This is a genomic window from Streptomyces sp. NPDC094147 (genome assembly GCF_044764265.1).
Classification (GTDB): domain Bacteria; phylum Actinomycetota; class Actinomycetes; order Streptomycetales; family Streptomycetaceae; genus Streptomyces.
In genome coordinates, this window is sequence record NZ_JBIWHT010000007.1 from 166,584 (window position 1) to 188,667 (window position 22,084).

Below are 22,084 nucleotides of genomic sequence, written 5' to 3' on the forward strand. Positions count from 1 at the left end.
AGAACTGACATGAGCGAGAGCAAGAACTCCGGCCCGGCCACCACCGAGGGCCCCGCCCTGGACATCTCCCGGCGCAAGCTGCTCGGCACCGTCGGCGCGGCGGGTGTGGCCGGCATGGCGCTGGGGGCCGCGGGCGGCGCGGCGGTCTACGCGGCAACCGAAGCCCCCGACTCGGGGGCCGCGCTCACGACCGTCGGCACCACCGAGGTGATGTTTCACGGGAAACATCAAGCGGGGATCACCACTCCGCTTCAGGCCAGCGGCCATCTGATCGCCTTCGATCTCGCCCCGGGCGCCGGCCGCAAGGAGGCGGCGGCCCTGCTGCGGCGCTGGTCGGCGACGGCCAAGTCCCTGATGGCGGGCGAGCCGGCGGGCAGCGCAGACACGGGAGTCGCCCTGGACGCGGGCCCCTCCTCCCTCTCCGTCACCTTCGGCTTCGGCCACGGCTTCTTCGACCGTACGCAGCTGACCGACCGGCGCCCGGCCCAGCTCGACCCGCTGCCCGACTTCTCCTCCGACCAGCTCGACCCCCAGCGCTCGGGCGGCGACCTGTGGGTGCAGATCGGCGCCGACGACGCGCTGGTCGCCTTCCACGCGCTGCGCGCGATCCAGCAGGACGCCGGGTCGGCGGCCAAGGTGCGCTGGCAGATGAACGGCTTCAACCGCACCCCGGGCGCCACCAAGAAGCCGATGACCGCCCGCAATCTGATGGGCCAGATCGACGGCACCGGCAACCCCAAGCCCTCGGACGCCGACTTCGAGCAGCGGATCTTCGTGCCGGACACCGCGCAGCCCGCGTGGATGGCGGGCGGCTCGTACGCGGTCGTACGCCGGATCCGGATGCTCCTGGACAGCTGGGAGAAGCTGCCCCTGACCGACCAGGAGAAGGTGATAGGCCGCAGGAAGTCGGACGGCGCCCCTCTTTCGGGAGGTACCGAGACGACCAAGATGCAGCTCGACAAGTTCGGTCCGGACGGCAAGCTGGTCATTCCGGAGAACGCCCACGCGCGGATCGCCGCCCCCGAGCAGAACGGCGGCGCGGCCATGCTGCGGCGCGCCTTCTCGTACCACGACGGCATCGCGGCGGACGGGACCCCGGACGCCGGTCTGCTCTTCGTGTGCTGGCAGGCCGACCCCGTCAAGGGCTTCGTACCGGTGCAGCGCAAGCTCGACCGGGGCGACGCTTTGTCGGCGTTCCTGCGGCACGAGGCGAGCGGGCTCTTCGCGGTGCCGGGCGGTCCGAAGGCGGGCGAGTACGTGGGCCAGCGGCTCCTGGAGTCGTGACCGGGGCCCGCCGGGAAGGGCCCGTCGCGGCGACCGCTGGGTGCGGGCGACTTCGGGCCATTAGTGTGACGTGCATGTCCGCCACGCGATACACCTATCTGGGTCCCGAGGGCACGTTCACCGAGGCCGCCCTGCGCACGCTCCCCGAGGCCGCGACCCGCGAACTGGTCCCGATGGTGTCCGTATCGGCCGCCCTGGACGCGGTGCGCAACGGGGAGGCGGCCGCCGCCCTCGTCCCCATCGAGAACTCGGTGGAGGGCGGCATCACCACCACCCTCGACGAGCTGGTCTCGGGCGAGCCGCTGATGATCTACCGCGAGGTGCTGCTCTCCATCAAGTTCGCACTGCTTGTACGCCCGGGGACCCAGCTCTCGGACATCAAGACGGTGACCGCGCACCCGGCGGCCCAGCCGCAGGTGCGCAACTGGCTGAGGGCGAATCTGCCGGAGGCGCTCTGGGAGTCGTCCGCCTCCAACGCGGACGGCGCCCGCCTCGTCCAGGAGGGCCGGTACGACGCGGCGTTCGCGGGTGAGTTCGCGGCGGCGACGTACGGCCTGGAGCCGCTGATCACCGACATCCACGACGCGGTCAACGCACAGACCCGCTTCGTGCTCGTCGGCCGCCCGGCCCGGCCCGCGGCGCCGACCGGCGCGGACAAGACCTCGGTGATCATCTGGCAGCGCGAGGACCACCCGGGCGCCCTGCTCGAACTGCTCCAGGAATTCGCGGTGCGCGGGGTCAACCTGATGCTGCTCCAGTCCCGGCCGACCGGTCAGGGCATCGGCAACTACTGCTTCGCCATCGACGCCGAGGGCCACGTCTCGGAGCGCCGGGTGGGCGAGGCGCTGATGGGGCTGCGGCGGATCTGCCCGGAGGTGCGCTTCCTCGGGTCGTACCCGCGCGCGGAGGTGACGCTGGACGACGTCCGGGCGCTGCGGGCCGGGACCTCGGACGCGGAGTTCGTGGAGGCGGCGGAGTGGCTGGCGCGCTGCGAGGACGGCCGCCCGTAGGGCTTCGCAGCCCGTCCCGGCCCGGTCTCCTGTGCATCACGCGGTCCTACCTGCTGATTTTCGTTGTCCACAGAGTTATCCACAGGCACTCTTCTCGACCTGTGGGTAAGTCGACAACGCAACCGGACACAGTCGACAAATCCCTGTAGTGACGGCAGATCAGTCCACAGGACGCCAGGCCGCCCCGTGTCACCTCAATTCCATTGATCAACTCTTTAGAGCGAGCAATTCCCACCCGAATGAGTGTGTGGAACGGGTTTGAGACGGGAATCCTGGGGCTTGCATGCGGCTTTCGGAGCGATCTCTTCCACAGTCCACAGACCTCCCGCACAGCCTGTGGATAAGTTTCCGGCACTGTGGGCTTCTGTGGACAAGTCCCGTGCGCGGCAAGGCAGTCGGTCAACAACCGTCCACAAAGCACCTCTTTCCGGGGGAATGGCACCGATTTCCTTGACGCCCGGCCGGGAATTTCAACGTCAGATTCCTTAATTCGGTCAATTCGGACAAAGCGACACGCGGGTGGAGCGCACCCGGGATATCCGGTGGGGGGCCGGGAGTCCGCACCGGTAGCCTGGAGGGGTGATTGACCTTCGCCTGCTCCGTGAGGACCCCGACCGTGTTCGCGCCTCCCAGCGCGCCCGTGGAGAGGACGTCGCCCTTGTCGACGCCCTGCTCTCCGCCGACGAGCTGCGCAGGTCCTCGGGCCTCCGCTTCGACGAGCTGCGCTCCGAGCAGAAGTCGCTCGGCAAGCTCATCCCCAAGGCCACGCCGGAAGAGCGCGCCGAGCTCCTGAAGAAGGCCGAGCAGCTCAAGGCCGACGTCAAGGCCGCCGAGGCCGCGCAGAACGAGGCCGACGAGCAGGCCAGGCAGCTGCTCCTCCAGCTCGGCAACATCGTCCACACGGACGTTCCGCTCGGCGGCGAGGAGGACTTCGTCGTCCTGGAGACGCACGGCACGATCCGCGACTTCGGCGCCGAGGGCTTCGAGCCCAAGGACCACCTGGAGCTCGGCGAGGCGCTGGGCGCCATCGACGTCGAGCGCGGCGCCAAGGTGTCGGGCTCGCGCTTCTACTACCTGACGGGCGTCGGCGCGCTCCTGGAGCTCGCGCTCGTCAACGCGGCGATCGCGCAGGCCACCGAGGCCGGCTTCGTCCCGATGCTCACTCCCGCGCTGGTCCGCCCGCGCGCCATGGAGGGCACCGGCTTCCTCGGCCAGGCCGCCGAGAACGTGTACCACCTGGAGAAGGACGACTACTACCTGGTCGGCACCTCCGAGGTCCCGCTCGCGGCGTACCACATGGACGAGATCATCGACGCCGACAAGCTGCCGCTGCGCTACGCCGGCTTCTCGCCGTGCTTCCGCCGCGAGGCCGGCACCTACGGCAAGGACACCCGGGGCATCTTCCGGGTGCACCAGTTCGACAAGGTCGAGATGTTCTCCTACGTCCACCCCGAGGACGCCGAGGCCGAGCACCGGCGCCTGCTCGACTGGGAGAAGCAGTGGCTGACCGCCCTTGAGCTCCCCTTCCAGGTCATCGACGTCGCCACCGGCGACCTCGGCGCCTCGGCCTCGCGCAAGTTCGACTGCGAGGCGTGGATCCCGACCCAGGGCAAGTACCGCGAGCTCACCTCGGCATCCAACTGCGACAGCTTCCAGGCCCGCCGCCTGTCGATCCGCATGCGCGACACCGCCGACGGCAAGAGCAAGGTCCAGCCGCTGTCGACACTGAACGGCACGCTGTGCGCGGTCCCGCGCACCATCGTGGCGATCCTGGAGAACCACCAGCAGGCCGACGGCTCGGTGCGGGTCCCGGCCGTGCTCCGCCCCTACCTGGGCGGCCGCGAGGTCCTGGAGCCGATCTCCAAGTGAGCACCGCTGTGGGGCGCCCGTTCCCGTACAAGCTGATCGCGACCGACCTGGACGGGACGCTGCTGCGCTCCGACGAGTCGGTCTCGCAGCGCACGCGCGACGCGCTCGCCGCCGCCACCGCGGCGGGCGCCGCGCACATCGTGGTGACCGGCCGGGCGGTGCCCTGGACCCGGCACATCCTCGACGACCTCGGCTACGAGGGGCTCGCGGTGTGCGGGCAGGGCGCGCAGGTGTACCACGCGGGTGAGCACCGGCTGCTGACGTCGGTGACGCTGGACCGCCAGCTCGCCGGTCTGGCCCTGGCCAAGGTCGAGGCGGAGATCGGCCCGCTGGCGCTCGCCGCGAGCCGCGACGGCATCGACGGCGAGGTCCTGGTCGGCCCCGGCTACCAGGTGCAGGAGGGGCCGCTGCCGGTCCTGCACATCGAGAACGTCGCCGAGATGTGGTCGGCCCCGCTGAACAAGGTGTACATCCAGCATCCCGGGTACGACGACGACGCGCTGGCGAAGATCGCTCGGCAGGTGGTCGGCAGCCTGGTGGACGTGGTCATGGCGGGCGCGGGCGTGGTGGAGCTGCTGCCGCTGGGCCTGAGCAAGGCGACCGGCCTCTCGCTGGCCGCGCGCCGGCTCGGCTGCACGGCGCGCGACACCATCGCGTTCGGGGACATGCCGAACGACATCCCGATGTTCGGCTGGGCCGAGCACGGCGTGGCGATGGCCAACGCCCATGAGGAACTGAAGGCCATGGCCCACGAGATCACTGCGTCGAACGAGGACGACGGCATCGCCGTGGTGCTGGAGCAGCTCCTCCAGCGGTGAATGCTCGGGTCGAGTCCTGGGCCGCGGTAGCAGTGAGTACCGCACGTGGGCAGTAAGTACCGTTACGTGTAAGGGGCGTCCGCCATTGCGGGCGCCCCTTACACGTACGAGAGGGGCGGCCTCGCGCGGATGCGCGCTCGAAGCGGCCGCCCCGGCAGCCGCTCGCGAGCGGCACTCCGGAGTAGTCGGTGCTACTCCGCTGCCCGCCCTGCGCCACCCCGCTGGGAGCTCGACGGACCCGTAAGAACGGTCGTCGTCGCGCTCCTCCCCGGTCCAGCGGGTCCGCGTCTTCCGCGTGCGTCTGCCTCAACCACTGTGCCCCGCACGGCCGTTGGCCGCCACTGCTTTTCTCTTGGGTACGCCCCTGGTGAGCGGCCAGCAGGCGAAGCCGATGACCAGCGCCGTCACATGGCCGAGGTCGGTGAACGTACCGCCGCTCGCGAGCGGGATGCCGAAGAAGCTGACCACCCCTACGAGGTACAGCCAGCGCCAGGGGTACGGCAGCCGGTACACGAGGATGCCCGCCGACGCGGCGAGCCCGTAGCTGACCCCGATGTCCACGACGTGGGACATGGCGTGCGCGAGGCGCTTGGGCAGGTGCTGGTTCTGGATCGACCACAGGACGTACTCCTGGCTGATCAGGGTCGCCACCACATGCCCGACGACGACCGTGCACAGCCAGCGCAGGGTGCCGAGCCAGCGCTCCACCGTGGCGTGCACGACCTCGAAGAGCACCAGGTAGAGCAGGAACGAGGACGGGTTCTCGATCCAGAAGGCGCTGGTGAACAGGGACTGCACGGGGTGCTTGGTCAGCTCGTGGATGTTGCTGCTGTTGCGGTGCAGGAGGAAGTGCTCCAGGCCCTGCGAGGAGAGCTGGATGACGAGGCTGGTGATCGCGATGATCAGCAGCCAGATGTGCGTCCCGGGTGTGGAGCGCACCCAGGTCCGGACCGGCCGCGAGGGCTCGGTGCCGCGGTGGAGCGTGGTCGTCATCCCTAGATGATGGCGCGGAAGGCTGTGGGGCAAGACCACGGCCGGCCGAAGGCAGTTGTAGGATGACTGGGCAACCGGGTGAATGGAGTGGACGGCGTGGCTCTTCGTACGGCGGGACGGCAGTCCCTGGTGGACACGGTGGTCGATCAGCTGCGGGCCCAGCTCACCAATGGCGAGTGGGCGGTCGGCGACCGCATTCCGACCGAGCACGAGCTCGCCGAGCAGCTGGGCGTCGGCCGGAACACGGTCCGCGAGGCGGTACGCGTCCTGGTCCACGCCGGCCTGCTCGAATCGCGCCAGGGCAACGGCACGTTCGTACGCTCCACGGCCGACCCCTCGGCTGTCCTCCGGGGCATTCGCGCGGCCGGCGCCCTTGACGTGCTCGAACTCCGCGTCGCATTGGAGGCCGAGGCCGCCCGGCTCGCCGCCGAACGCCGCGACACCAACGACATGGTGGCCCTGCGGGGCGTGCTGCAGACCCTGCGCGAGCACGGCGACCGGGCCGCCGACGCCGACATGGCGTTCCACATGGGCGTGGTGCAGGCCACGCACAACCCGGCGTTCATCGAGGTGTACCGGTTCTTTTCGGTGCAGGTGCACGAAAGCCTGATCACCTCGCTCCGCGACGAGGAGATGCCGCCGATCGACCTCGACACCCATGAGGCGCTGGTCGACGCGATCGAGAGCGGCGACCCGGCGGCCGCCGAACGCGCCGTACGGGAACTCCTGCGCCAGCCGCTGGAAGCGGTGCGCGCGGTGGTGGCCAAGACCCGCTGAGGCCCCGGTCCAACCGTCCGAACGTTGCGCTCCCCCTACGGCGTTCCGCGCTTTTGCGTTCCCCCTTCGCTCATCGACCTTGCTCTTCGCTCTTCACTCTTCGAGAAAGGTGCTTGCCTTGCCACGCCCGGATGCTGATCAACTGCTGTTGCCGGATGCCGAGGCCGATGTACGGCCCTCACTCCAGGGCGCCGCCGCGCGGCGGGCGCTGCTCGCGCATCCGGTGGTGCTGCTGGTCGGGATCGTGCTGGCGTCGGTGAACATGCGGGCGGCGCTGGCGAGTGTGTCGCCGCTGGTGAGCGAGATCAGCCAGTCGTTCGGCCTGTCGCCGACGGCGAGCAGCCTGGTGACCTCCGTGCCGGTGCTGTTCCTGGGGCTCGGCGCGCTGGTGGCGCCGTGGCTGGCCCGCCGCTTCGGCAGCGAGCCGGTCCTGCTGTTCGCCCTGCTGCTCCTGGCGGTCGGCATCCTGGTGCGGGTGGTGCACTCGGCGGCGGCGCTGTACGGCGGCGGAGTGCTGGTCGGTACGGCGATAGCCCTGCTCAACGTGCTGATGCCGGGCCTGATCAAGCGCGACTTCCCGGACCGGGCAGCGGCGATGACGTCGGTCTACACCGGAGCGATGATCGCGGGCGCGACGGTTGTGGCGGCCTCTTCGGTGCCGCTGGAGAAGGCGTTCGGGGGCAGCTGGGAGGCCTCGCTGGCGGTGTGGTCGCTGCTCGCGGTCCTGGCCGCGGTGGCCTGGCTGCCTCAGGTGCTGATCGCGCGCGGCCGTACGGGGCATGAGGTACGCGTCGCGGCCTCAGCGGGGCCCGCGGCCGGGAAGAGCGTGTGGCGCTCGGCCCTGGCCTGGCAGGTCACGCTCTTCATGGGCCTGCAGTCGCTCTGGTCGTACGTGCTGATCGCCTGGATGCCGACGATCTTCACGGATCACGGCATGAGCCACTCCACAGCAGGCGTGATCTTCGCCTTCAACAACCTGATCCAGGTGGCCGGTGCGTTCGGCGTGCCGCTCCTGGCCGGCCGGATGCGCAGCCAGCGCCCGCTGATCGCCCTGGTCACCTCGCTGGTCGCGGCCGGATACGCGGGACTGATGATCGCCCCGGTGAGCGGCGCCTGGCTGTGGGCGGCGATCCTCGGCATCGGCCAGGGCGGCGCGGTGGGCCTGGCCCTCACGCTGATCGTGCTGCGCTCCGGCGACGCCCGGACGGCGGCCCGGCTGTCCGGCATGGCCCAGACGGTCGGCTATCTGCTGGCGGCCGTCGGCCCCATCGCCGCGGGCGCGGTCCACCAGGCGACGGGCGGCTGGACCGTGCCGATCGCGCTCGTCCTCGGCGTGTGCGCGGCGGCCCTCGGGGTGGGCCTGTTCGCGGCCCGGGACCGGACGGTTTAGCGCCTGCGGTCTGTCCGGACGGGTCTGCCCGGGTGCTCGGCCCGGCCCGGACACCCGGGCGAAACGGTTGTTCCCAACACACGTTCCCCGGATGCGTGACTTGTACGAAAGTCCACTCGTTGTCAACGTGCGTGGAGGCAACTGGAGTTGGTGGCGTCGTACCTTTCGTGAATTTGGGGATTGCCGGTCGCGGTACAAGAACCGGTCATTGAGTCAGTGGCGTAGATGAGCGGACCTCCACCCCTGTGGCCCGGGGATAGGGCGTCCCAGTCATGCACCAACGACCATGAACGGAAGGCCCGACCATGCCATCCGAAGTCGCCCTGCTCGAATCGCGCACCCTGCGCGCCGACCATCTGGGGCGTGTCGACGTCCTGGAGAAGGTCAAGGCGTTGCAGTTGCTACCAGACGGCATCCACTTGTCCACAGAGGCCGTCGCGCGGTACTTCGATGTCCCCGCGGAAGCCGTCAACAGTGCCGTCAAGCGGCACCGCGACGAGCTGCACACCAACGGCCTGCGCACCTTGAAGGGCTCTGAGCTGCAAGCCTTTGAAATGGCCAACTTGGCCATTTCAGAAGACGAGCCATCGGCGAGTTATCCACAGGGCCGGGCTCACCTCCGCCTCTTCACCCGCCGAGCCGTACTCAACATCGCCATGCTCCTTCGCGACAGCGACATAGCTCGCCGAGTACGTACCTACCTCCTCGACACCGAGGAGACCCCCCGGACCGTCATCGCGGGCGACCCCCGCTACGACGGTCTCGAAGTCCGGGTCACCAATCTGGAGAGCTCCATGGCCCACATCGGCCCCGCGCTCCAGGAGCTCGGTCCGGTGCTGAGGCGGATGTCGGTGCGGCTGGAGGCGATGGACCACCGCATGGAAGTGATGGATCACCGGATCGAGGCGATGGACCACCGGCTGGAAGCCGTGGACCGGCGGCTCGACGCCACCAACCGCGTGGTCGGAGCGATGAGCGTCCGGCTCGCGGACCTCTCCGAGGACGTCGCGGATCTCAAGCGGCAGTGGCCCGCCGTCCCGCGGCAGCGCCGCAGGCGTCGGAGGTAGCCGGCAGCGGACGGACGAGCAGCACAACAGGCGGGGCCCGGCGACGAGTTGTCGTCGCCGGGCCCCGCCCCTGTCCGGGAAACCCCCGTCACTCCTCCCCGGCCAGCTTCAGGGTGCGCAGCTTCCGGCCCGCGTACCAGGTGGCCGCCACGGTCACGCCCACCAGCAGGATCACCGCGAGCGGCAGCCCCACGTCGGAGGAGATGACGCCGTTCGCGCCGATCTTCTCGGCGAGGGCGAGCGACCACTGCTGCACGCTCAGCGTGCGCGCGCCCGGCACCAGATTGCCGAACAGAGACTCCCAGACCAGCGCGTACACCAGGCCGAAGACCACGGCGTGCCGGGTGACCGTGCCGAGCAGCAGGAAGACGGCGGCGTACGCAATGGACGCGACCAGCGCCGCCACCGTGTAGGCGATCGCGATCTGCTGGCCGTTGCCGTTCAGGATGAACCCGGCGATCAGCGTCGGGATCGCGGAGAAGGCCATCGTGACGGCGATCGCGACGATCAGCTTGGTGAAGATGATCGTCGAACGCTTCACCGGCTTGGCCAGCAGATAGACGATCGAGCCGTCGTCGATCTCCGGGCCGATCGCGCCCGTACCGGCGATGACACCGATCAGCGGCACCATCGTGGCCAGCGCGAAGCTGCCGAGGAGGTCGGCGGCGATCTGGTCGTCGGCCCCGCTGAAGGAACGTACGGCCGCCGAGATCACGATCAGCAGGGCAGGCAGGACGAAGAGGATGGCGGCCCGGCGGCGGCCGAGCAGAGCCCGGTAGGTGAGCCGGGCGACGGTCGGGTTGTACATGGGAACGTCCGCTCCTTTCTGGAGGCGCTCAGGCCGCTACGAGGTAGGAGAAGACGGATTCGAGGGACTCGTCGGACGGCGAGACCGTGTGCAGCCGGATGCCGTGCGCCTTCGCGACCTGCGGAAGCAGGGTGGTGAACCGGCCGAAGTCGACGGCCTGGATACGGAGCGCGCCCTCCTTGAGGTCGACCTCGATCCCCGCGGTCGACGGGTCGGCGATCAGCGCCGCGGCCAGCGCCCGGTCGTCGCTGGAGCGAATCAGATAGCGGTGCGGCCGGTCCGTCATCAGACGGCGGATCTTGCGGAAGTCGCCGCTGGCCGCGTGGCGCCCGGCCACGATGACCTCGATGTGCGAGGCCAGCTGCTCGACCTCTTCGAGGATGTGGGAGGAGAACAGGACCGTACGGCCCTCGGCGCCCATCCGCCGCAGCAGCTCCATCAGTTGCATGCGCTGGCGCGGGTCCATGCCGTTGAAGGGCTCGTCGAGCAGCAGCACCGACGGGTTATGGACGAGGGCGGAGGCCATCTTGACGCGCTGGCGCATGCCCTTGCTGTACGTCTGGATCTTGCGGTCCTGGGCGTACTCCATCTCGACCGTGGCCAGGGCCTGCCCGGCCTCGCGGGCGCCGAGGCCGTGCAACTCGGCGTTGGCGACGACGAATTCGCGGCCCGTGAGGAAGTCGTACATGGCCTCCCGCTCGGGGACGATGCCGATCTTCTTGTAGACGGACTCGTTGCGCCAGATCTGCTCGCCGTCGAGCGTGACCGTTCCGGTGGACGGGGCGAGGAAGCCGCCCATCATGTTGATGAGGGTGGACTTTCCGGCGCCGTTGGGGCCGAGCAGTCCGGTCACACCGGGGCCGATCGTCATGGTGACGTCGTTGACCGCCACCACGTTGCCGAACCAGCGCGAGGTGTGGTCGATGTCGATGGTGGTCACAGCCCGACCTTCCGGTAGCGGCGCATCAGCACGGCGTACGAGCCGTAGATCAGCGCGAGGACGACGAGCAGATAGACCGCTCCGGCCCCGGACCCCGGCCCGTTCCCGCCGGGGAAGGAGGAGCTCGCGCCGAGGAACGCGCTCTGCACGCCGTCGATGAGCGTGATGGGGGAGAACAGGCCGAGCCACTGGATCACTGAGGTGGAACCCTGGTGGAAGGCGATGCCCTGGACCGCGGAGACCGCTCCGTAGGAGACGGTCAGTACGGCGATGACGGCGGCCACGCCGAAACCGCGGCGCGGTGTCAGCGCGGCGATGACCAGGCCGATGCCGGCGAAGAGGAGCGAGAGCAGTGCCACCGAGACCAGCCCCTGGGCGAACCCCTTCGTCTGGTCCGCGAAGTCGAGTTTGGCGAGCAGCGCGCCGACATAGAGGATCACCAGCGGCGCGCCCGTGATGATGAAGAGCGCCGACGCCATGGCGGCGAACTTGGCCAGGACGTAGTCGAGGCGCTCGATCGGCCGCGAGAAGTACAGCGGCACCGTCTTGAAGCGCAGATCGCGCGAGACGGTCTGGGGTGCCTGGGCGGCGATGAACAGCCCGATGACGGCCTGGAGGAAGATCGCGTACCGGGTGTACTGCACCGGGAGGTCGTTGGCCTTCGTGGCGACGGCGACCGCGACCATGATGGCCGCGGGCACGCACATCACTGCGAACAGCAGCATCGGGAGCACCTTGGACTTGGCGCTGCGCCCCAGCCCGTACGCCCCGCGCAGTGACTGCGAGAAGAGCGAGCGGCGGGCGTAGGCCCGGCCCAGGCGCGGCCCGTCGTAGTTGCGGTAGCCGATGTTGTGGATCTGGGTCTGGGTGCTGTCAGTTGCCATCGTGGCCGCCTCCCTTCTGCTCGGCGCCCGCCGCGGTGGCCGCCCACGCTGCGGCGCGTTCGGAGACCGGCTCCTGCGCCGGGGTCTTGAACACCTCGGCGATGTGGTGACGGCGCTGTTCCATCCGTACGAGACCGAGGCCGAGGTGGGCCACGGTGTCGCGGACCGTGTCGTAGGTGTCCTCGCCGGTGGCCTCGATCAGGAGGATGTGGCCGGCGCCCGGCAGTCCGTCCTCCACGCCCGCGTGCAGCGTGATCCCGGCGTCGGTGAGCGCCTTGCGCACCGCCTCCGTGCCGTCGGGGTGGGTGTCGGAGTCGGTGACCTCGACCGCGAGAGTCGTGGTCATCTGCGTGAAGTCGCTGGTGGAGCTGGAGCGCAGCAACATGCCGCCGTCGATGACCACTACGTGGTCACAGGTGCGCTCCAGCTCGCCCAGGAGGTGCGAGGTGACCAGGACCGAGATGCCGAAGTCGGTGTGGATACGGCGGATCAGACCGAGCATCTCGTCGCGTCCGACCGGGTCGAGACCGTTGGTCGGCTCGTCCAGGAGGACCAGCTGGGGGTCGTGGACGAGCGCCTGGGCGAGCTTGACCCGCTGCTTCATACCGGTCGAGTAGCCGCCGATGGGCCGGTAGCGCTCCTCGTAGAGGCCCACGTGGCGCAGTGTGTCGGCGGTGCGTTCGCGGGCCGCGGTGGCCGGCAGGCCCGACATGCGCGCCATGTGCACGACGAACTCGGTGGCCGAGACGTCGGGCGGCAGGCAGTCGTGCTCCGGCATGTAGCCCACCCGCTCGCGGATGGCGCTGCCGCTGGTGGCCACGTCGAGTCCGAGCACGGCAGCGGTGCCCTCCGTGGCGGGCGAGAGACCAAGAAGGATCTTGATCAACGTGGACTTGCCGGCTCCGTTGGCGCCCACCAGCCCGGTCACGCCGGGGCCGATGTCCAACGAGAGCCGGTCAAGCGCGGTCACCCTGGGGAACCGCTTGCTCAGGCTTTCGGTCGCGATCACAGTCACGTCATCGACGGTAGTGGCGCAGCACACACGAAGCGTCAGACCAGGCGGCTGGATCGGTGTCCGACTCCAGAGGTACGGACCCGTAGGCGGACCCGTACGTGAGGCTGACAGGCCCACCGGGGCGGGGCACCGAGTTGTCCACAACCGGCTCGTTGTCCACAGGCTGATGCGCGGCCCTTGACGCAGCCGCCGAGCATTGTCACATTCATCAGTGTCAAGTTACGCACGCGTAGGGCGACAGGGGTGGACGGATGCCATCGGCGGTGAAGGCTGAACTCGGCACGCGACTGCGCGGGTTCAGGGACGTACAGAGCCTCGCGTACGAGTGCGCGGAGGCGGTTGCCGCACAGCTCAAACCGGGGGTGACCGAGCGGGAGGCCGCGCGGATGCAGCGGGACTGGCTGCGCGGGCGGGGGGTGCGCGACTGGTTCCACCTGCCGTTCGCCTGGTTCGGCGACCGCACGGCGTTCGTGAACTTCCGCGTGCCCCTGCAGTTCTTCCCCACCAACCGGCGCCTGGAGGCGGGGATGCCGTTCATCCTCGACATGGCCCCGGTCTACAAGGGCTGCACCGCGGACATCGGCTACTCCGGCTGCCTCGGGCTCAACCCGGTGCACAACAGGCTGCTCGCCGACCTGGAGGCGCACCGCGACCTCATCCTGCGCGAGGTGCGCGAGAAGCGGCCGCTGCGCGAGATCTACGAGGACGTGGACCGGCTCATGGTCCGCCAGGGGTACGCCAACCGGCACCGGGCCTATCCCTTCGGCGTGATCGCCCACAAGATCGACCGGGTGAAGGAGCGCCGCTGGTCACCGACCCTGTTCGGGTTCGGCACCCAGGCGCTCAGGGGCCTGGCGAGCGACGCGATGCACGGCCACCGGGACGGCTGGTCGCCGCTGTGGTCCCCGTACAAGTTCTCCGACCATCCTCCGCAGCCGGGGCTGTGGGCGGTCGAGCCGCATCTCGGCTTCCGGGGTACGGGCGCGAAGTTCGAGGAGATCCTGGTCGTCACCGACTCCAGGGACCCCGAGCAGAGCGCGTTCTGGCTGGATGACGACCTGCCGCATGTGCGGCGCTGGGCCGAGGAGAAGGCATCGTGAGCATGGCGAGCGTGAACATCGAAGGGGCGCGCGAGCGCTGGGTGCGGACCGGCGGGATCGAGCTCTGCGTCGCCGAACTGGGCGACGAATCCCAGCCGACCGTGCTCCTCGTGCACGGCTATCCCGACAGCAAAGAGGTTTGGTCCGAGGTCGCCGAGCGGCTCGCCGAGCGCTTCCACGTAGTGCTGTACGACGTCCGCGGACACGGCCGCTCCACCGCTCCGGCCCCGCTGCGCGGCGGCTTCACCCTGGAGAAGCTGACCGACGACTTCCTCGCGGTGGCGGACGCGGTCAGCCCGGACCGGCCGGTGCACCTGGTCGGCCACGACTGGGGCTCGGTGCAGGGCTGGGAGTTCGCCACCGTCAAGCGCACCGAAGGCCGGATCGCCTCCTTCACCTCCATGTCCGGGCCCTCCCTCGACCACTTCGGGCACTGGATCAAACACCGGATGAGCCACCCGACCCCGCGCAAGGTGGGCCAACTCCTCGGCCAGGGCGCCAAGTCCTGGTACGTGTACATGCTGCACACCCCGGTCCTTCCGGAGCTCGCCTGGCGCGGCCCGCTCGGCAAGCAGTGGCCGAAGATCCTGCAGCGCGTGGAGAAGGTGCCCGCCGACGGCTATCCGACGGCGTCCCTTCCCCAGGACGCGGCGCACGGAGCCTGGCTCTACCGCGACAACGTCCGCGCCCGGCTGCGCCGCCCCCGCTCCGACGCCTACGCCCATGTGCCCGTCCAGCTGATCACGCCGCTCGACGACGCCTTCCTCTCGCCGCAGCTGTACGCCGAACTGGAGCAGTGGGCTCCGCAGTTGATCCGCCGGACGCTGCCCGCCAAGCACTGGGTGCCGCGCACCAGGCCGGACCAACTGGCCGCCTGGATCAGCGAGTTCGTCCGCGCCAACGAAGACGGCATTCCGGCGCAGGACGCGATCGCGACGGGCCCCTACGCCGACCGGTTCGGCGGCCAGCTGGTGCTGGTCACGGGTGCCGCGAGCGGTATCGGCCGGGCCACCGCCTTCGCGTTCGCCGAGGCCGGGGCGCGGATCGTGGCCGTGGACCGGGACGCGGAGGGCGCGGCCCGCACCGCGGAGATGTCCCGGCTGATCGGCGCGCCCGAGGCCTGGGGCGAGACCGTGGACGTCAGCGACGAGCAGGCGATGGAGAAGCTCGCCGCGAAGGTCGCCACCGAATACGGCGTGGTGGACGTTCTGGTCAACAACGCCGGAATCGGCCTGTCCGGCTCCTTCTTCGACACCACCGCCGAGGACTGGAAGAAGGTGCTCGACGTCAATCTGTGGGGCGTCATCCACGGCTGCCGCGTCTTCGGCAAGCAGATGGCCGAGCGCGGCCAGGGCGGCCACATCGTCAACACCGCCTCCGCCGCCGCCTTCCAGCCCTCCCGGGCGCTGCCCGCGTACAGCACGTCGAAGGCGGCGGTGCTGATGCTCAGCGAGTGCCTGCGCGCGGAACTGGCCGGGCAGGGCATCGGCGTCTCGGCGATCTGCCCCGGCTTGGTGAACACCAACATCACCTCGACCACGCACTTCGCCGGGGCCGACACCCAGGAGGAGCAGCGCCTCCAGAAGAAGACCTCGCGCCTGTACGGCATGCGCAACTTCCCACCGGAGAAGGTCGCTTCGGCGATCCTGCGGGCCGTGGTGCAGAACCAGGCCGTGGTACCGGTGACGCCCGAGGCCCGCGGCGCCCATCTCATGTCCCGCTTCGCGCCCGGGGTCCTGCGCGCGATCGCCCGATTGGAGCCGCCGCTGTGAGCGCCGAGCGCCGAGAAGGCACGAAAGGCGAGGAGCACTACCGGATAACCCCGCGCCGGGTCTCGTTCGACTGGGACGCAACGCCGCTGCACTGGATACCCGACGAGCCCACCGCCACCCATGTCATCAATGTGCTGCACCTGCTGCTCCCGGCGGGCGAGCGGTGGTTCGTGAAGGTGTTCAAAGAGGCGCTGCCGCTGGTCAGCGACCCGGTGCTGCTCAAGGACGTCAAGGGCTTCATGGGCCAGGAGGCCACGCACAGCGTGCAGCACGCCTACGTCCTGGACCATCTGGCGGCGCAGCATCTCGACACCGCCGCCTACACCCGGCACGTCGACTTCCTCTTCGAGAAACTCCTCGGCGAGAAACCGCCGTTGGGGGCGCCGGTACCGACCCAGGAGTGGCTGCGTTTCCGGCTCTCGCTGATCGCCGCGATCGAGCAGTTCACGGCGGTGCTCGGCGACTGGGTGCTGCACGCCGAGGGGCTGGACCGGGCCGGCTCGGACGCGGTCATGCTGGATCTGCTGCGCTGGCACGGCGCGGAGGAGGTCGAGCACCGGGCGGTCGCCTTCGACATGTACCAGCACTGCGGCGGAGCGGGGCTGCCCCGGTACGCCCGCCGCGTCGAGGGCATGGTGGTGGTCGCGCCGGTGCTGCTGTGGCTGTGGGCGTGGGGCGCCTCCTATCTGATCCGGCACGACCCCCAGCTGGCCGGCCGGCTGCGCTACTCGCTGCGCGAGCACAACCGGGCCGTGCGCCGGGGGCTGCTGCCCAGCTGGAAGGAGCTGGGCACGGCCATACCCCGCTACTTCCACCGGTCGTACCATCCCTCGCAGGAGGGCTCCCTGCGCAAGGCCGTCGACTATCTCGCGACCTCGCCGGCGGCCCGAGCGGCGGCGGGCGCGGTGGGCCGCGCCGCCTTGGGTTAGAGGGAGTGGGTTTGTCCGGGCAGTCAGGGGTTCAGCAGGTGACGCCGCCATCCGCAGCGACGGCCGAGTACCGGATCGAGGATCTGGCACACGCCAGCGGCGCCACGGTCCGCACCATCCGCGCCTACCAGGACCGGGGCCTGCTGCCCCGGCCCGAACGGCGCGGCCGGTCCAATGTGTACGGGGACGCCCACCTGGCCCGGCTGCACCAGATCGCCGATCTGCTCGACCGCGGCTACACCCTGGCCTCCATCAAGGAACTCCTGGAGGCCTGGGACGCCGGCCGGGGTCTGGGCGGAGTCCTCGGCCTGGTCGCCGAGGTCAGCGGTCCCTGGACCGACGAGGAGGCCGCCCGGATCTCCCGAGCCGCTCTCGACGCGACCTTCGGCGGCGCCCAGGACGACGCGGCCGTCGCCGACGCGGTGGAACTCGGCATCCTGGAGCGCATCCCGGGCAACGACTCCGAGTTCCTGGTCCCCAGCCCCCAAGAGCTCGCGGTGGCCGCCGAGTTGTATGCGGCCGGGGTGCCGCTCAGCGCCATCTCAGGACACCTGCGCGAACTGCGCGGCCAGGTGGAACACATCGCGGCCCGCTTCCTCGACTTCACCACGGAACACGTCTTCGCGCGCTACCTGGGTCACCGCCCCCCGACCGACGCCGAGGCCGCCGAAGCCGCCGATCTGGTGCGCCGACTGCGCCCACTGGCCCAGCAGACCGTCGACGCCGAACTCGCCCGTGCGATGCGCCTGTTCGCGACCCGCCACCTCCAGCGCCACCTGGGTACGCCCGCCGCCGCCCCGCCCGCAGCGGACCCCGGCCCGGTGACACTGCCCGCTGACACGATCCGGGCTGTTCAGGCCCTGGTGGGGCCGGACAACGTCACCGCGTTCATCACGGCAGCCACGGAACGCGAGGTGCAGAGCCGCACCTTGGACGCCCTCTCGACTCCAACTCGGGGTAGCAAGTAGATGCCATTCCACCGAACACGCCCATATCTGCCCTAAATCCACCAAAACCCCCAAATGCCACTCCAGTTGTCCACAGCACTGCCAAATTACCTGTGGATAACGTGAGTTCACTGTGGACCAAACCCAACTTGCCTCCTCGATAAGGTGATTGGCGTCACTGATCGGCGAGCCAGTTGCCGTGGAAGCCGAACGGCACACGCTGCGGAAGATGGACCGTCGCGACCGGAGGAGCCGCGAGGTTCTCCGCATCGACGACGACCAGATCGCTGGCGTCCCTGGCGGCGTCGTACACATAGCTGAGGAGCCACCCCGGGCCGCCCGGCCGGTCGTCCGCCGGCGCGAACGCTGCCTCCGCCGGGGCCCGCCCCGCCCCGAACTCGTGCCGCTGCACAGCCCCCGTCCCCAAGTCGTAGCGGAGCAGCGCCCCCGATATCGGCCCCGAGGACAGTGCCTGCGCCACCGTGACATGGCCGAACCGTGCCTCAAGCCCGGCCAGCCGGTCGTCGACCTGGGGGAACTCGCACGACTGGTCGTCCAGCCGCTCCTCCCGGACCACCCCCGCCGCCAGGTCCAGCGTCCACCTCCACAGGGTGGCCCCGGGTGCCCCCAGCCGGTCGTACCGCACGACGTGCAGCACGATCCGCTTCCCGCGCCCGGCGCCGTCACCGGGCTCGTCGTATGCGTTCAGCGCGTGGAAGACGTAGCAGGGATCGACCGTCAGCCACCGCACCTCGCCGTACGGATCGTCCCTGCGCAGCACGCCGAGGCGCGCCCCGTACTCCTCGTCCCAGCGGTAGGGCATGCCGCCGCCGGGCCGCATCGCCCGTTCCGGGTCCAAGACGGCCGGGAGGTCCATGAACACCACATGGGACGCGGTGAGATGGAAGTCGTGCATCATCGTCGCCCCCGGCACCTCCACCGGCCGGCTCACCACCAGCTCGCCCCGAGCGTCCGCGCGGTGGTAGGTGACATACGGCGGGGCGAGCATCCCGTACCCGAAGAAGTGCAGCTCGCCGGTGACCGGGCAGGTCTTGGGATGCGCGGTCATCGCGGTGGTGAGTCGGCCGTCGAAGTCGTACGGCCCCAGCGTCTCCAGCTCATGCCCCGGTCGGCCGTCCAGTTCGTACGGGAAGGACGACTCGACCAGCGCCAGGGTGCGTCCCGCGTGGCGCACCACATGGGTGTTGGCGGCTCCGGCGGTGAAGTCCGCGTTGCCCTGCCGGCCGTAGACGCGCGCGCCGTCGGTGAAGGTCGAGGTGCGCACCCAGCGGTTGCGGTAGGAGCGGGCCCTGCCTCCTTCGAGCCGGACGCCGTGGACCATCCCGTCCCCGAAGAACCAGTGGGCGGACGCGGCGTCGTGCGGATTGGGTCCGTTGCGTACGTACCAGCCGGACAGCTCGGGCGGTATGGCGCCGGTTACGGGCAGCTCGTGAGTGGTCAGTTCTTCGGCGACGGGTGCGAAGTTACCCGCGAGGTGCGACGCCGGCGGGATCGCGGCGGTGCTGCTGTGGGTGGCGGTCATGGTCTCAGGCGGCCTTCTGGACGGCGGCGCGGCGGGCGCGCTCCGGGTACCGGGCGGTGATCAATGCGGGGATGGCGAATCCCGCGACCTGGACGGCTATCGAGGCAGGGCTGCCCAGCGACTCGGCGTCGATGACGGCGAGCCCGGCGGCGGTCAGGGTGAAGGCGGCCGCCCAGACGGTGGTCAGCACCACGTTGATCCGGATGAACACGGGGTTGTTCCACACCTCGCGCGGCGCCTGCCGCTTGGCTATCCCGGTGGTGAAGGGCCGGCGGACGGCCAGCGTCCCCCAGGCGGTCAGGGCCAGCCAGCCGATGGCCAGCGCGCCGCCGTACTCGCGGAGGCCACTGTCGGGAGCGGCGAAGGCCATGACGCTCAGGACGGCGAAGAAGACGATCGTGGACTGCTCGAGAATCAGGGAGTCGCCGGAGACCCCGCGCTTGCGGTCGGCGTAGAGGAGCCAGGCACCCACCGCGAGGGCGGCGACCGCGCCCCACTGCCAGTGCGAGCTGCCGACGGCGGCGAAGACGATCCACGGAATGAATCCGCGCAGGTAGTTCATGAGAGTCCCCCTCGGTTCCGAGCTCTCGCCCGCTCCACATTCCAACTTCGACATGTCAAATGTAGAGGTTCTCGCTTTGACGTGTCAAGAGTGGAATGTAAGGTGGCTTTCATGAGCCTCCGCCATGCAGTCCTGGGCCTCCTTGCCGACCGGCCGGCCAGCGGCTACGACCTGATGAAACTGTTCGAGACCTCGCTCGCCCACGTCTGGTCGGCGACCCAGAGCCAGGTCTACGGCGAGCTGGGCAAGCTCGCCGATGCCGGTCTGGTCGAGGTGTCCGCCGAGGGCCCGCGCGGCCGCAAGGAGTACGCGATCACCGAATCGGGAAGGGCCGAGCTGCACCACTGGCTCACCGAGGTCGAGCCGGTCCGCACCCGGCGCAGCGACGCCCTGCTCCGCGTCTTCTTCCTCGGCGAGCTGACCCCGCTCGAAGCGCAGACATATCTGCTCACCGAGGCCGAGCGCTCGGCCCGCCAGCTCGCGGGCCTCAAGGAGGCGGAGGCGGTCATCGACTGGGGCGACGACGCGATCTCCGTGCACGGCCGCCTCGCCCTGGAGTACGGCAAGCGGCTCAGCACGATGCACGAGGAATGGGCCCGGTGGGCAGCGGAGCAACTCAAGCCGTAACAGGCCGCGCTACCAAGGGAATTGGGGTGCCGAGCTCAACCATGTCGTCGCCACCAACGACAAGCGGCGTTTCGCCGTTGCGGGCGGCACCATCCGGGCCAGCCAGGACCGCACCATGGCCGTGGACCTCGGTCTGCCGCCCGCCGCACCCCCGCCGGAGTATCTGCGGCCACCGGCCCGAGCCCGGGTACCTTGGCATGATCGGCTCCATGGAACATCCGCATCTGCCCACCACCGAGTCCGCGGTCACCGCCATCCGCGCGATCGCCGACGAGCACCGGCTGACGGTCGAGGTCACCGACGACATCGGCGCCGATCGCACCTCTCGCCGCACCTCTTCCGGGATCTTCGCGGTGGTCGACCCGGACGGTTCGCTGCCGCACGAGGCGTATGTCGAACTCGGCGGCTCGCCTTCTGTGACCGTGCGGGTTTATCCGGAGGACGACGCCCAAGTCATCGTGGACGGCGTGCAGTTCGACGATGTGCCGCGCGACTCCGTGCCGGCCTTCCTGCGCTCCGTCTACGGCGGGCTCGCGCACGTCAAGGGCCGGTTCTTCCCGCCCGGCTGGTGGCTGGTGGTGCCGCTGCCCGGCGACGAGACGTACAAGGAACTGATCCTGCTCGGCGCGCTCACCCCCTGGATGAGCGCGCGCGTCCGCAGCGGTAAGGGCTAACGGCCGAGCTGCGCGAGCCCCTCGGTGGCGATCTGCTCGAAGATCTTCGGGTCGGCCGCGAAGTCGGAGTCCGGGATCGGCGCGTGCAGGACGATCTCCGTGAAGCCGAGCTCGAAGTGCCGGCCCGCGAAGTCCACGAACGCGTCCAGCGATTCCAGCGGGCGGCCGGGCTGCGGGGTGAAGCCGGTGAGCAGGATCTTGTCCAGCTCGTCCACCTCACGCCCGATCTCGTCGCAGGCCGCTCCCAGCTTCTTGATCTGCTCGCGGATGGCCTCGACGGACTGGTCGGGCGTACCGCTCTCGAACAGCTTCGGGTCACCCGTGGTCACCCACGCCTGACCATGCTTCGCCGCCAGTTTCAGCCCGCGCGGGCCGGTCGCGGCCACCGCGAAGGGGATCCTGGGCCGCTGGACGCAGCCCGGGATGTTGCGCGCCTCGACCGCCGAGTAGAAGGTGCCGTCGTACGTCACCGAGTCCTCGGTGAGCAGTCGGCCGAGCAGCGGCACGAACTCGCCGAAGCGGTCCGCCCGTTCGCGCGGCGTCCATGCCTCCTGGCCGAGCGCGGTGGCGTCGAAGCCGTTGCCGCCCGCGCCGATCCCGAGGGTGATCCGGCCGTTCGACACGTCGTCGAGCGTGATCAGGTCCTTGGCGAGGGTCACCGGGTGCCGGAAGTTCGGCGAGGTGACCAGCGTGCCGAGCCGGAGCCGGGTGGTGGCGGCAGCGGCGGCCGTGAGCGTCGGGACCGCCCCGAACCACGGCCCGTCACGGAATGTCCGCCAGGACAGATGGTCGTAGGTGTACGCGGTGTGGAAGCCCAGCTCCTCGGCGCGCAGCCACTCGTCGCGACCGCCGTCGTGCCAGCGGCGTACCGGAAGAATCACAGTGCTCAGACGCATACCCACGAGCGTACGTCGGATCCCGTCACCTCCGGCACGGCCGAAGCACGGGATGCCTGGGGCCACCTCAGAAACAGCTGCAGCACTTTGCACACGCTTCCCGGAGCATCACCGATTTCCCGTACGCCCCCTCGTGCCCCAGGCGCACCGGCCCGCGCTCTCAGATGCGCGCCCATTCG

Annotated in this window: 21 protein-coding genes; 13 read left to right on the forward strand and 8 right to left on the reverse strand. The window is 69.9% G+C overall.

The annotated features are described in order from the left end of the window. The first annotated feature begins 9 nt into the window (after positions 1-9). The 4 genes from efeB to ACIQ8J_RS14190 all read left to right on the forward strand — a co-directional run bounded on the left by efeB (position 10) and on the right by ACIQ8J_RS14190 (position 4,981). Positions 10-1,284, forward strand: coding sequence for an iron uptake transporter deferrochelatase/peroxidase subunit (gene efeB / locus ACIQ8J_RS14175; RefSeq protein ID WP_403269231.1), 1,275 nt, complete (start codon positions 10-12; stop codon positions 1,282-1,284). A gap of 74 nt (positions 1,285-1,358) precedes the next feature. Further along, positions 1,359-2,294 carry a prephenate dehydratase gene (pheA, locus tag ACIQ8J_RS14180; protein ID WP_403269234.1) on the forward strand — a complete coding sequence of 312 codons (936 nt, stop codon included), beginning with the start codon at positions 1,359-1,361 and terminating at the stop codon, positions 2,292-2,294. Between the two features lie 579 nt (positions 2,295-2,873). Beyond that, positions 2,874-4,163, forward strand: coding sequence for a serine--tRNA ligase (gene serS / locus ACIQ8J_RS14185; RefSeq protein WP_403269237.1), 1,290 nt, complete (start codon positions 2,874-2,876; stop codon positions 4,161-4,163). Then, complete coding sequence (locus tag ACIQ8J_RS14190; protein WP_403269240.1) at positions 4,160-4,981, forward strand: HAD family hydrolase; 822 nt, start codon at positions 4,160-4,162, stop codon at positions 4,979-4,981. The genes serS and ACIQ8J_RS14190 overlap by 4 nt, the downstream gene beginning before the upstream one ends. A 306-nt stretch (positions 4,982-5,287) precedes the next feature. On the opposite strand, the gene ACIQ8J_RS14195 is transcribed toward ACIQ8J_RS14190, so the two are convergent. Next, a complete protein-coding gene (locus tag ACIQ8J_RS14195; RefSeq protein WP_403269243.1) occupies positions 5,288-5,974 on the reverse strand; it encodes a rhomboid-like protein in 687 nt (228 codons plus the stop codon). 96 nt (positions 5,975-6,070) lie between these two features. On the opposite strand from ACIQ8J_RS14195, the gene ACIQ8J_RS14200 reads away from it, so the two are divergent. From ACIQ8J_RS14200 to ACIQ8J_RS14210, 3 genes are all read left to right on the forward strand, one after another. After that, a complete protein-coding gene (locus ACIQ8J_RS14200) occupies positions 6,071-6,751 on the forward strand; it encodes a FadR/GntR family transcriptional regulator (RefSeq protein WP_403269245.1) in 681 nt (226 codons plus the stop codon). 118 nt (positions 6,752-6,869) lie between these two features. Further along, positions 6,870-8,141, forward strand: a complete 1,272-nt coding sequence (locus ACIQ8J_RS14205; protein WP_403269247.1) for a CynX/NimT family MFS transporter — start codon at positions 6,870-6,872, stop codon at positions 8,139-8,141. Positions 8,142-8,446: 305 nt separating this feature from the next. Next, complete coding sequence (locus ACIQ8J_RS14210) at positions 8,447-9,208, forward strand: hypothetical protein (protein WP_403269249.1); 762 nt, start codon at positions 8,447-8,449, stop codon at positions 9,206-9,208. An 88-nt stretch (positions 9,209-9,296) separates the two neighbouring features. On the opposite strand, the gene ACIQ8J_RS14215 is transcribed toward ACIQ8J_RS14210, so the two are convergent. Genes ACIQ8J_RS14215 through ACIQ8J_RS14230 form a run of 4 tightly spaced genes read right to left on the reverse strand, consistent with a single transcriptional unit; the run spans position 9,297 to position 12,855 of the window. After that, complete coding sequence (locus ACIQ8J_RS14215; RefSeq protein ID WP_403269251.1) at positions 9,297-10,016, reverse strand: ABC transporter permease; 720 nt, start codon at positions 10,014-10,016, stop codon at positions 9,297-9,299. Between the two features lie 28 nt (positions 10,017-10,044). Next, the gene (locus ACIQ8J_RS14220; protein WP_403269253.1) at positions 10,045-10,956 is read right to left on the reverse strand and encodes an ABC transporter ATP-binding protein; all 912 of its coding nucleotides are present in this window, start codon (positions 10,954-10,956) and stop codon (positions 10,045-10,047) included. Then, positions 10,953-11,840 carry an ABC transporter permease gene (locus ACIQ8J_RS14225; RefSeq protein WP_403269256.1) on the reverse strand — a complete coding sequence of 296 codons (888 nt, stop codon included), beginning with the start codon at positions 11,838-11,840 and terminating at the stop codon, positions 10,953-10,955. The genes ACIQ8J_RS14220 and ACIQ8J_RS14225 overlap by 4 nt, the downstream gene beginning before the upstream one ends. Further along, a complete protein-coding gene (locus tag ACIQ8J_RS14230) occupies positions 11,830-12,855 on the reverse strand; it encodes an ABC transporter ATP-binding protein (protein WP_403269259.1) in 1,026 nt (341 codons plus the stop codon). Before ACIQ8J_RS14230 ends, ACIQ8J_RS14225 begins: the two co-directional genes overlap by 11 nt. A gap of 251 nt (positions 12,856-13,106) precedes the next feature. On the opposite strand from ACIQ8J_RS14230, the gene ACIQ8J_RS14235 reads away from it, so the two are divergent. Genes ACIQ8J_RS14235 through ACIQ8J_RS14250 form a run of 4 tightly spaced genes read left to right on the forward strand, consistent with a single transcriptional unit; the run spans position 13,107 to position 17,624 of the window. Then, positions 13,107-13,955, forward strand: a complete 849-nt coding sequence (locus ACIQ8J_RS14235; RefSeq protein ID WP_403269262.1) for a M24 family metallopeptidase — start codon at positions 13,107-13,109, stop codon at positions 13,953-13,955. A gap of 2 nt (positions 13,956-13,957) precedes the next feature. Further along, positions 13,958-15,727 carry an SDR family oxidoreductase gene (locus ACIQ8J_RS14240; RefSeq protein ID WP_403269687.1) on the forward strand — a complete coding sequence of 590 codons (1,770 nt, stop codon included), beginning with the start codon at positions 13,958-13,960 and terminating at the stop codon, positions 15,725-15,727. Further along, complete coding sequence (locus ACIQ8J_RS14245) at positions 15,724-16,656, forward strand: metal-dependent hydrolase (protein ID WP_403269265.1); 933 nt, start codon at positions 15,724-15,726, stop codon at positions 16,654-16,656. The genes ACIQ8J_RS14240 and ACIQ8J_RS14245 overlap by 4 nt, the downstream gene beginning before the upstream one ends. A gap of 38 nt (positions 16,657-16,694) precedes the next feature. Beyond that, positions 16,695-17,624 (forward strand): MerR family transcriptional regulator, encoded by a 930-nt coding sequence (locus ACIQ8J_RS14250; protein ID WP_403269267.1) that lies wholly within the window; start codon positions 16,695-16,697, stop codon positions 17,622-17,624. Between the two features lie 154 nt (positions 17,625-17,778). Here ACIQ8J_RS14250 and ACIQ8J_RS14255 read toward each other — a convergent pair whose 3' ends face one another. Together ACIQ8J_RS14255 and ACIQ8J_RS14260 are read right to left on the reverse strand one after the other, a co-directional pair. After that, positions 17,779-19,146 (reverse strand): carotenoid oxygenase family protein, encoded by a 1,368-nt coding sequence (locus ACIQ8J_RS14255; protein WP_403269269.1) that lies wholly within the window; start codon positions 19,144-19,146, stop codon positions 17,779-17,781. Positions 19,147-19,150: 4 nt separating this feature from the next. Beyond that, positions 19,151-19,708, reverse strand: coding sequence for a hypothetical protein (locus tag ACIQ8J_RS14260; RefSeq protein ID WP_403269272.1), 558 nt, complete (start codon positions 19,706-19,708; stop codon positions 19,151-19,153). A 111-nt stretch (positions 19,709-19,819) separates the two neighbouring features. Between ACIQ8J_RS14260 and ACIQ8J_RS14265 the strand changes: the two genes are divergently transcribed. Then, positions 19,820-20,335, forward strand: coding sequence for a PadR family transcriptional regulator (locus ACIQ8J_RS14265; RefSeq protein WP_403269274.1), 516 nt, complete (start codon positions 19,820-19,822; stop codon positions 20,333-20,335). A gap of 209 nt (positions 20,336-20,544) precedes the next feature. Continuing rightward, entirely contained in the window at positions 20,545-21,009 is a 465-nt protein-coding gene (locus tag ACIQ8J_RS14270; protein WP_403269277.1) for a hypothetical protein, read from the forward strand. Here ACIQ8J_RS14270 and ACIQ8J_RS14275 read toward each other — a convergent pair. After that, a complete protein-coding gene (locus ACIQ8J_RS14275; RefSeq protein ID WP_403269279.1) occupies positions 21,006-21,911 on the reverse strand; it encodes an LLM class flavin-dependent oxidoreductase in 906 nt (301 codons plus the stop codon). The two genes, ACIQ8J_RS14270 and ACIQ8J_RS14275, sit on opposite strands and share 4 nt — an antisense overlap. Positions 21,912-22,084 lie beyond the last annotated feature (173 nt).

Coding starts and splice junctions, on each gene's coding strand:
- efeB (WP_403269231.1), top strand. CDS start 10: ATGAGCGAGAGCAAGAACTCCGGCCCGGCCACCACCGAGGGCCCCGCC.
- pheA (WP_403269234.1), top strand. CDS start 1,359: ATGTCCGCCACGCGATACACCTATCTGGGTCCCGAGGGCACGTTCACC.
- ACIQ8J_RS14195 (WP_403269243.1), bottom strand. CDS start 5,974: ATGACGACCACGCTCCACCGCGGCACCGAGCCCTCGCGGCCGGTCCGG.
- ACIQ8J_RS14210 (WP_403269249.1), top strand. CDS start 8,447: ATGCCATCCGAAGTCGCCCTGCTCGAATCGCGCACCCTGCGCGCCGAC.
- ACIQ8J_RS14215 (WP_403269251.1), bottom strand. CDS start 10,016: ATGTACAACCCGACCGTCGCCCGGCTCACCTACCGGGCTCTGCTCGGC.
- ACIQ8J_RS14225 (WP_403269256.1), bottom strand. CDS start 11,840: ATGGCAACTGACAGCACCCAGACCCAGATCCACAACATCGGCTACCGC.
- ACIQ8J_RS14235 (WP_403269262.1), top strand. CDS start 13,107: ATGCCATCGGCGGTGAAGGCTGAACTCGGCACGCGACTGCGCGGGTTC.
- ACIQ8J_RS14240 (WP_403269687.1), top strand. CDS start 13,958: ATGGCGAGCGTGAACATCGAAGGGGCGCGCGAGCGCTGGGTGCGGACC.
- ACIQ8J_RS14255 (WP_403269269.1), bottom strand. CDS start 19,146: ATGACCGCCACCCACAGCAGCACCGCCGCGATCCCGCCGGCGTCGCAC.
- ACIQ8J_RS14260 (WP_403269272.1), bottom strand. CDS start 19,708: ATGAACTACCTGCGCGGATTCATTCCGTGGATCGTCTTCGCCGCCGTC.
- ACIQ8J_RS14265 (WP_403269274.1), top strand. CDS start 19,820: ATGAGCCTCCGCCATGCAGTCCTGGGCCTCCTTGCCGACCGGCCGGCC.
- ACIQ8J_RS14270 (WP_403269277.1), top strand. CDS start 20,545: ATGGAACATCCGCATCTGCCCACCACCGAGTCCGCGGTCACCGCCATC.